General features: G+C 60.1%; 7 protein-coding genes. 3 read left to right on the top strand and 4 right to left on the bottom strand.

Features of this window, described 5'->3' with window-relative positions; genetic code table 11:
• From dnaB to Q7T64_RS15005, 3 genes are all read left to right on the top strand, one after another.
• The coding region (dnaB, locus tag Q7T64_RS15015) for a replicative DNA helicase (RefSeq protein WP_304797349.1) at positions 1-939 on the top strand (939 nt) is incomplete at its 5' end.
• A gap of 29 nt (positions 940-968) precedes the next feature.
• Positions 969-1,595 carry a DUF47 domain-containing protein gene (locus tag Q7T64_RS15010; protein WP_304797347.1) on the top strand — a complete coding sequence of 209 codons (627 nt, stop codon included), beginning with the start codon at positions 969-971 and terminating at the stop codon, positions 1,593-1,595.
• A gap of 22 nt (positions 1,596-1,617) precedes the next feature.
• A complete protein-coding gene (locus tag Q7T64_RS15005; protein WP_304797345.1) occupies positions 1,618-2,628 on the top strand; it encodes an inorganic phosphate transporter in 1,011 nt (336 codons plus the stop codon).
• A gap of 193 nt (positions 2,629-2,821) precedes the next feature.
• Here Q7T64_RS15005 and Q7T64_RS15000 read toward each other — a convergent pair whose 3' ends face one another.
• From Q7T64_RS15000 to Q7T64_RS14985, 4 genes are all read right to left on the bottom strand, one after another.
• Positions 2,822-4,552: a PhoH family protein gene (locus tag Q7T64_RS15000; RefSeq protein WP_304797343.1), complete on the bottom strand. Its 1,731-nt coding sequence runs from the start codon at positions 4,550-4,552 to the stop codon at positions 2,822-2,824.
• 240 nt (positions 4,553-4,792) lie between these two features.
• Positions 4,793-5,359: a peroxiredoxin gene (locus Q7T64_RS14995; RefSeq protein ID WP_370653343.1), complete on the bottom strand. Its 567-nt coding sequence runs from the start codon at positions 5,357-5,359 to the stop codon at positions 4,793-4,795.
• On the bottom strand, positions 5,314-6,249 hold the full coding sequence (locus Q7T64_RS14990) for a polysaccharide deacetylase family protein (RefSeq protein WP_304797341.1): 936 nt from the start codon (positions 6,247-6,249) through the stop codon (positions 5,314-5,316). The genes Q7T64_RS14995 and Q7T64_RS14990 overlap by 46 nt, the downstream gene beginning before the upstream one ends.
• An 8-nt stretch (positions 6,250-6,257) precedes the next feature.
• A partial coding sequence (locus tag Q7T64_RS14985; protein WP_304797339.1) for a bifunctional UDP-4-keto-pentose/UDP-xylose synthase occupies positions 6,258-7,193 on the bottom strand: 936 nt, incomplete at its 5' end.

Below are 7,193 nucleotides of genomic sequence, written 5' to 3'. Positions count from 1 at the left end.
GCCAAGATTTTTTCGATCGCCGAAGAAGGTTCGCGCGGTGCGCAGGGATTCGTTGCAATCCAGCCGCTGCTCACAGAGGTGGTGGAGCGCATCGATGAACTCTACAACCGCGACAACCAGAACGAAATCACTGGCGTACCGACCGGTTTCATTGACCTTGACCGCATGACTTCAGGGTTGCAACCGGGCGACCTCGTCATCGTCGCTGGCCGTCCCTCGATGGGCAAGACGGCGTTTTCACTGAATATCGGCGAACACGTCGCCATCGACAGCGGACTGCCGGTTGCGGTGTTCTCGATGGAGATGGGCGGCACCCAGCTCGCGATGCGGATGCTGGGCTCGGTCGGCAGGCTCGACCAGAGCCGGCTGCGGGTGGGCAAACTGTCCGACGAGGACTGGCCGCGCCTGACCCATGCGATCCAGAAAATGAATGATGCGCAGCTCTATATCGACGAGACGCCTGCGCTGAATTCGATCGAACTGCGCGCGCGTGCGCGCCGGCTGTCGCGCCAGTGCGGCAAGCTCGGACTGATCATCGTCGACTATCTGCAGCTGATGTCGGCCACTTCGTCAGGCGAGAACCGCGCGACCGAGATTTCCGAGATTTCACGCGGCCTGAAAGGGCTCGCCAAGGAATTGCATTGCCCGGTGGTGGCGCTGTCGCAGCTCAATCGTTCGCTCGAGCAGCGCACCGACAAACGGCCGGTCATGTCCGACCTGCGCGAATCGGGCGCCATCGAGCAGGACGCCGACGTGATCCTGTTCATTTACCGCGATGAAGTCTATAACCCGGACTCGCCGGACAAGGGCACTGCGGAAATCATCATCGGCAAGCAGCGTAACGGCCCGATCGGCCGGGTACGCCTGACCTTCCTCGGGCAGTACACAAAATTTGACAATTACACAGGTACCGGCGGCCAGCTTTACCAGGGCGACTGAGCAACCTGTAACACCATCGGAGATTCGCTATGTTCGGACGCTTGATGCCCACCGAGGGCAAGTTTTTTGAGTTGTTTGTGGAGCATGCAGACTTGTGCGTCAAAGGGGCCAAGGAAATGGTCGCCCTGATGGTAAATTTCGACGACCTCGAAATGCGCGTGCACGCGATTGAAGGCATCGAGAAGCAGGCCGACAAAGTCACCCACAATACGCTGGAGCTGCTGCACAAGACGTTCATCACGCCGCTGGACCGCGACGACATCCATCAGTTAATCACGCGGATGGACGATATCCTCGACTTGCTGGAAGACGCCGCCCAGACCATGTCGCTGTATGACATCAAGGCGATCACGCCCGAGGCGCGGCGCCTGGCCGAGTTGTGCCTGTCCTGCGCCGAAAAAGTCCGGTCTGCCGTTGCGCTGCTCAACAACATGGACAATGCCCGCGAAATCCTGGGCCTGTGCGCAGAGATCGACCGGCTGGAGTCGGACGCCGACCATGTGATGCGCGCCGCCATGTCCAAGCTGTTCCGCGACGAGCCGGACGTGCGCACCCTGATCAAGCTCAAGGCCATCTACGAAATCCTGGAAACCGTCACCGACCGCTGCGAGGACGTTGCCAATATTCTCGAAGGCATCATCGTAGAAAACGCCTGAACAACGGGACCGGAACAACAACATGCAAACTTTGCAGATGAGCATTTACCTGCTCGCTTTCCTCGTCGTGCTGGCGCTGGTGTTCGATTTCATGAATGGCTTTCATGATGCCGCGAATGCGATCGCGACCGTGGTCTCGACCGGTGTGCTCAAGCCGCACCAGGCCGTGGCGATGGCCGCATTCTTCAACTTCCTCGCCATAGCAGTCTTCCATCTGAAGGTGGCCACGACGGTGGGCAAGGGCACGATCGATCCGTCCATCGTTGATCATTACGTGATCTTTGGCGCCCTGGTCGGCGCCATCGTGTGGAACCTGATCACCTGGTTTTACGGCATTCCCTCCTCGTCTTCGCATGCACTGATCGGTGGCCTGGTGGGTGCAGCAGTGGCCAAGGCTGGTACCGGTTCGCTGATCGCTGGTGGATTGATCAAGACGCTCGCGTTCATCGTGCTCTCGCCGATGCTGGGATTCTTTTTCGGGTCGCTGCTGATGGTGATTGTGTCGTGGCTGTTCGTGCGGTCCACGCCGAGCAAGGTCGACAAATGGTTCAGGCGAATGCAATTGGTCTCGGCATCGATGTACAGCCTGGGCCATGGCGGCAATGACGCCCAGAAGACCATGGGCATCATCTGGATGCTGCTGATCGTGGCCGGCTATACCGCCAGCACGGATACTTCGCCACCGTGGTGGGTGGTGGTCAGCTGCTACTGCGCGATCAGCCTGGGCACGCTGTTCGGCGGCTGGCGCATCGTCAAGACGATGGGCCAGAAGATCACCAAGTTAAAGCCGGTCGGCGGCTTTTGCGCGGAGACGGGCGGTGCGATCACCTTGTTCGTTGCCACCGCATTTGGCATTCCTGTTTCCACGACCCACACCATTACCGGCGCCATCGTCGGTGTCGGCGCATCGCGCAAGATGTCGGCCGTGCGCTGGGGCGTGGCCGGCAATATCGTCTGGGCCTGGGTGTTCACCATCCCGGCATCGGCATTCATGGCTGCAATCGCCTGGTGGGTCGGGACGATGCTGTTTTGATTGGCGTGGCAGGCGCTCGGGAGCTGGTCACGCCCGGAATAATTTGTCTCCATCCAATCCCGATAGGTGCAATGTCGTCGGCGTGTGCATTCGCTCCGCGACGACCAGGAAGCCCTTGGGGAGCAGAACAGTGTAGGTGAGCGCCGGGTACCCAGGCTTCGGGCCGAGCACCCGGCGGCTCCATGCCACTACATCAGAGTACCTCGCTTGCATGGTCCGCCAGGCGCGAGCGCTCGCCGCGCGCCAGCGTGATGTGCCCGGAATGCGCCCATCCCTTGAAACGATCGACCACATAGGTCAGTCCACTCGATCCTTCGGTCAGGTAAGGCGTGTCGATCTGCGCAATATTGCCCAGGCAGACGATCTTGGTGCCGGGGCCGGCGCGGGTGACCAGCGTCTTCATCTGCTTGGGCGTCAGGTTCTGCGCTTCGTCGATGATCAGGTAGCGGTTCACGAAAGTCCGGCCGCGCATGAAATTGAGCGATTTGATCTTGATGCGCGAGCGGATCAGGTCCTGGGTCGCCGCACGGCCCCAGTCGCCGGCATCGGTGTCGGACTTGTTGAGCACTTCGAGGTTGTCGTCCAATGCGCCCATCCACGGTGACATTTTTTCTTCTTCGGTACCGGGCAAGAAGCCGATGTCTTCGCCCACCGGCACCGTCACGCGGGTGACGATGATTTCATTGTAGATTTTCGTTTCCAGCACTTGTGCCAGCCCGGCTGCCAGCGCCAGCAGGGTCTTGCCGGTGCCGGCCTGGCCCAGCAAGGTGACGAAATCGCATTCCGGATCCATCAGCAGGTTCAGCGCAAAATTCTGTTCGCGGTTGCGCGCCGTCACGCCCCACACATTGTTGCGGGCGTGGGCGTAGTCGCGCAGCGTGCGGATCACCGCCGTCTTGCCGTTGATCTGGGTCACCTGGCCGTAGAACGACGGTTCGCCGTTGCCCGGTTCATGGAACACGAACTGGTTCACCAGCATCGCGCCAATCAGGGGGCCGGTGACGCGGTAATACGTATAACCGGTGCCATGCTTGTTTTCCTGCCACGACTCCATGCCCTTGCCATGCTTGTTCCAGAAATCATTGGGCAATTGCAGGATGCCGGAGTAGAGCAGGTCGGTGTCTTCCAGCACATGGTCGTTGAAATACTCTTCTGCCGGCAAGGCCATCGCACGCGCCTTGATGCGCATGTTGATGTCTTTCGATACCAGCACCACGGCGCGTCCGGGATGCTGCGCCTGCAGTGCGCGCACGACGGCCAGGATCTGGTTGTCCGCCTTGCCCTGCGGCAGTCCTTCGGGCAGCTCGCCGGGTTGCAGGCTGGTCTGGAAGAACAGGCAGCCGCGGGCGTCCTTGTTCCCCAGTTTCGACAGCGGAATGCCGCTGTCGATTTGCTTGTCGTCGATGTCGGCCACCAGCGCGTCCAGCGAGCGGGACACTTGCCGCGCATTGCGGGCGACCTCGGACATGCCCTTCTTATGGTTGTCCAGTTCCTCCAGCGTCATCATCGGCAGGTAGACATCGTGTTCCGCGAAACGGAACAGGGAGCTGGGATCGTGCATCAGCACGTTGGTGTCGAGAACGAACAGCTTGGTCTTGCCTGAGCGGTCGGCGGCCCGGCTGACGCTCGATTTGGGCCGCATTTCGACTGTCTTCAAAGGCTTTTGGACTGCAGTTGCAGCGTCAAGCGATGGCTCCGGCGCCTTGCCCAGCAGTGCCGGCACCTGGGCCTCGCGAACGGGAGCGCGTACGGCAGGCGCGCTGGCGGCAGGTGCGATCGCCGCCGGCGTACTCACTGCACGGGCGCTCGGTGCGCTGTCGATCAGGGTGATGGAGGGTTTGACCGGCTTGCCTTTTTCCGCCTTTGGGTAATCGCTCGGGGCGAGAATGACTGCAGGCTTGGCGGGGATTTTTGGCAGGGGCATCAGTTCCTCGATCTAGGTGTGCCTGGGCCGATGATGCGGTTGCCAGGAGGTTGCGGAAGTACAGGGGGGACAGGAAGCAGCAGGGCGAGTGGGACTGCACAATGCAAAAAGCCGTTTGATGGAAAAGCAGGCTTCCTTTTCCATAAACGGCTTGCTGCAAGAGTTTCCGTGGGGCTTCAAAGATTCAGTGATTGAACTGCGTTTCGACGTCGGGTGAATCGAACGGGTGAATTGCTGAATTCAGGCAATGGTTTTTGCGAATTCGAGGACATCGTCGACATGTCCAGGCACTTTCACTCCACGCCATTCTTTCACCAATTTGCCATGAGCGTCAATGACAAAAGTGGAGCGTTCGATGCCCCTGACCTGCTTGCCGTACATGCTCTTTAGCTTCATGACGCCAAACAGCTGGCAAACGGTTTCGTCCGGGTCGGAAATCAGCTCGAAAGGCATATCGAGCTTGGCCTTGAACCCTTCATGGGAGCGCAGGCTGTCGCGGCTGATGCCGAATATTTCTGTATTGGCTGCCAGGAATTCCGGATGCAGGTCACGAAAACGCAGGCTTTCGGTGGTGCAGCCAGCTGTGTTGTCCTTTGGATAAAAAAACAGGACCAGGTTTTTCCCGCGCTGGCCAGAGAGCACAAAAGTCTGGTCTCCGGTCATGGCAGCAGAAAAATCGGGTGCGACTTCGTTCAGGGCAGGGGTGCTCGCCAAGTTGATTGCTCCTTGTTCGGTTTTTCTCGGTGCAAGGTCGTGCCGCTTCAGGCAATGACCAGTTCGCCGGATCTGCCGGGCAGTTCGCCCCATTGGAGCGAACGGTGCGGCAGGTCGGTGCTTTCCAGCGACCGGTGGTACTGCTGCATCGAGGCCAGCGTATAACCCTGCGCACGCCAGCCAGCCAGCAGTTTTTCGAATATGGGGGCGAGCTTCTGTCCTTCAAGCTCCGCGTGCAAGGTATATACATGGTCGCGCGGCGCAGCGCTCAGCTTGAGCAGGAAGTCGGCGACCGTAGCCGGGCTCAGTTCAGTGCCGCCGATGGTTCGCCCCAGCAGTTCGTCCAGGGTCGGCAATGTCGTTGGCAATTGCACGCAATGGTGCGGCTTGCCGTTTGACGTCAGCCGGTACGGGCCGGCATCCGGGCGCACCAGGCGGCCGTTTTCGTCCAGCATTTCCCTGCTGTCGGAGGCGTAGTCCAGGCCACAGGCATCGAGCCGGGCAAAGGCATGCTCGTTCATTTGCCAGCCGGCGGCGCCATGGGTTTTCGGCGCTTCGCCGAAGATGGAGGCATAGCGTTCCCAACTGCGCTGCATCGCTGCATTGGTCCAGGCCGCGTCCTGCCCGCGCACCCGATCCTGCCAGACCACATGGTCCCAGGTATGCACGCCGCATTCGAAACCGGCATCGCGCACGGCGCGCATCTCACTGGCGCAACGCAGGCCGATGTCGGGCGCGGGCAGCAGCACGCCGTAGGAGAGCGTCCTGAGTCCGTAATGCTCGACTACCGAGGTGCGCGATACCTTGCTGAAAAATCCCGGGCGGAAAGCGCGCCGCAAGGCCCAGCCGGTGTGGTCGGGGCCGAGCGAAAACAGGAAGCTGGCTTGCGCCTGGTGCTGGCGCAGCATGCGCACCAGATTAGGCACACCTTCCCGCGTGCCGCGGTAAGTGTCGACATCGATTTTGAGGACCAGCAGCGGCACGGCTGCGCTCAGTCCATCAGCGCGCGCGCTTCGACCACCTGGCTGCGATAGGCATCGAAAATGCGTTCCAGTGTTTGCGGCATGCCGGTGGTCGGCATCCAGTCGAGTTCGTCGCAGGTATTGGTGATTTTTGGCACGCGGCTCTGCACGTCCTGGTAGCCGCGGCCGTAATACGCCTCGGACGTGGTTTCGACCAGCTTCACCTTGCTGGCGGAATCAGCGTACTCGGGATACTTGGCGGCCAGCGTCAGCATCATCTGCGCCAGTTCCCGGATCGAGAAATTGTTGTGCGGGTTGCCGATGTTGTAGATCTTGCCGCTGGCAATGCCGTCCTTGTTGGCGATGATCTTGATCAGCGCATCGATACCGTCGTCGATGTAGGTGAAGGCGCGTTTTTGCTGGCCGCCATCGACCAGCGAAATGTTTTCACCGCGCACGATGTGACCGAAGAACTGGGTCACCACGCGCGAGCTGCCTTCCTTGGGCGTATGGATCGAATCAAGTCCGGCGCCGATCCAGTTGAACGGACGGAACAGCGTGAAATTGAGGCCCTCTTCCATGCCATAGCCCCAGATCACCCGATCCATCAGTTGCTTGGCGCAGGAGTAGATCCAGCGCGGCTTGTTGATCGGACCGCAAATCAGTTCGGATTGCTCCGGATCGAATTCATCGTCATGGCACATGCCGTACACCTCGGAGGTGGACGGGAACACCAGATGCTTGCCGTACTTGGCAGCCGAACGCACGATCGGCAAGTTGGCTTCGAAGTCCAGTTCGAATACCCGCAGCGGCTTTTTCACATAGGTGGACGGTGTGGCAATCGCCACCAGCGGCAGGATCACGTCGCATTTCTTGACGTGGTACTCGACCCATTCCTTGTTGATCGTGATGTCGCCTTCAAAGAAATGCATGCGCGACTTGTAGTCCTCATTGTCGAGGAGGTC

It is taken from the genome of Lacisediminimonas sp., from assembly GCF_030645335.1.
Taxonomy (GTDB): Bacteria; Pseudomonadota; Gammaproteobacteria; order Burkholderiales; family Burkholderiaceae_D; genus Lacisediminimonas.
The sequence above is the reverse complement of the archived record's forward strand: the minus strand, read 5'-3'. Positions and strand labels throughout refer to the sequence as shown.

Bases quoted from the DNA above. Each gene is read 5' to 3' on its own strand.
- Q7T64_RS15010 (WP_304797347.1), top strand. From the start codon at position 969: ATGTTCGGACGCTTGATGCCCACCGAGGGCAAGTTTTTTGAGTTGTTT.
- Q7T64_RS15005 (WP_304797345.1), top strand. From the start codon at position 1,618: ATGCAAACTTTGCAGATGAGCATTTACCTGCTCGCTTTCCTCGTCGTG.
- Q7T64_RS14995 (WP_370653343.1), bottom strand. From the start codon at position 5,359: ATGGGGCGAACTGCCCGGCAGATCCGGCGAACTGGTCATTGCCTGAAG.
- Q7T64_RS15000 (WP_304797343.1), bottom strand. From the start codon at position 4,552: ATGCCCCTGCCAAAAATCCCCGCCAAGCCTGCAGTCATTCTCGCCCCG.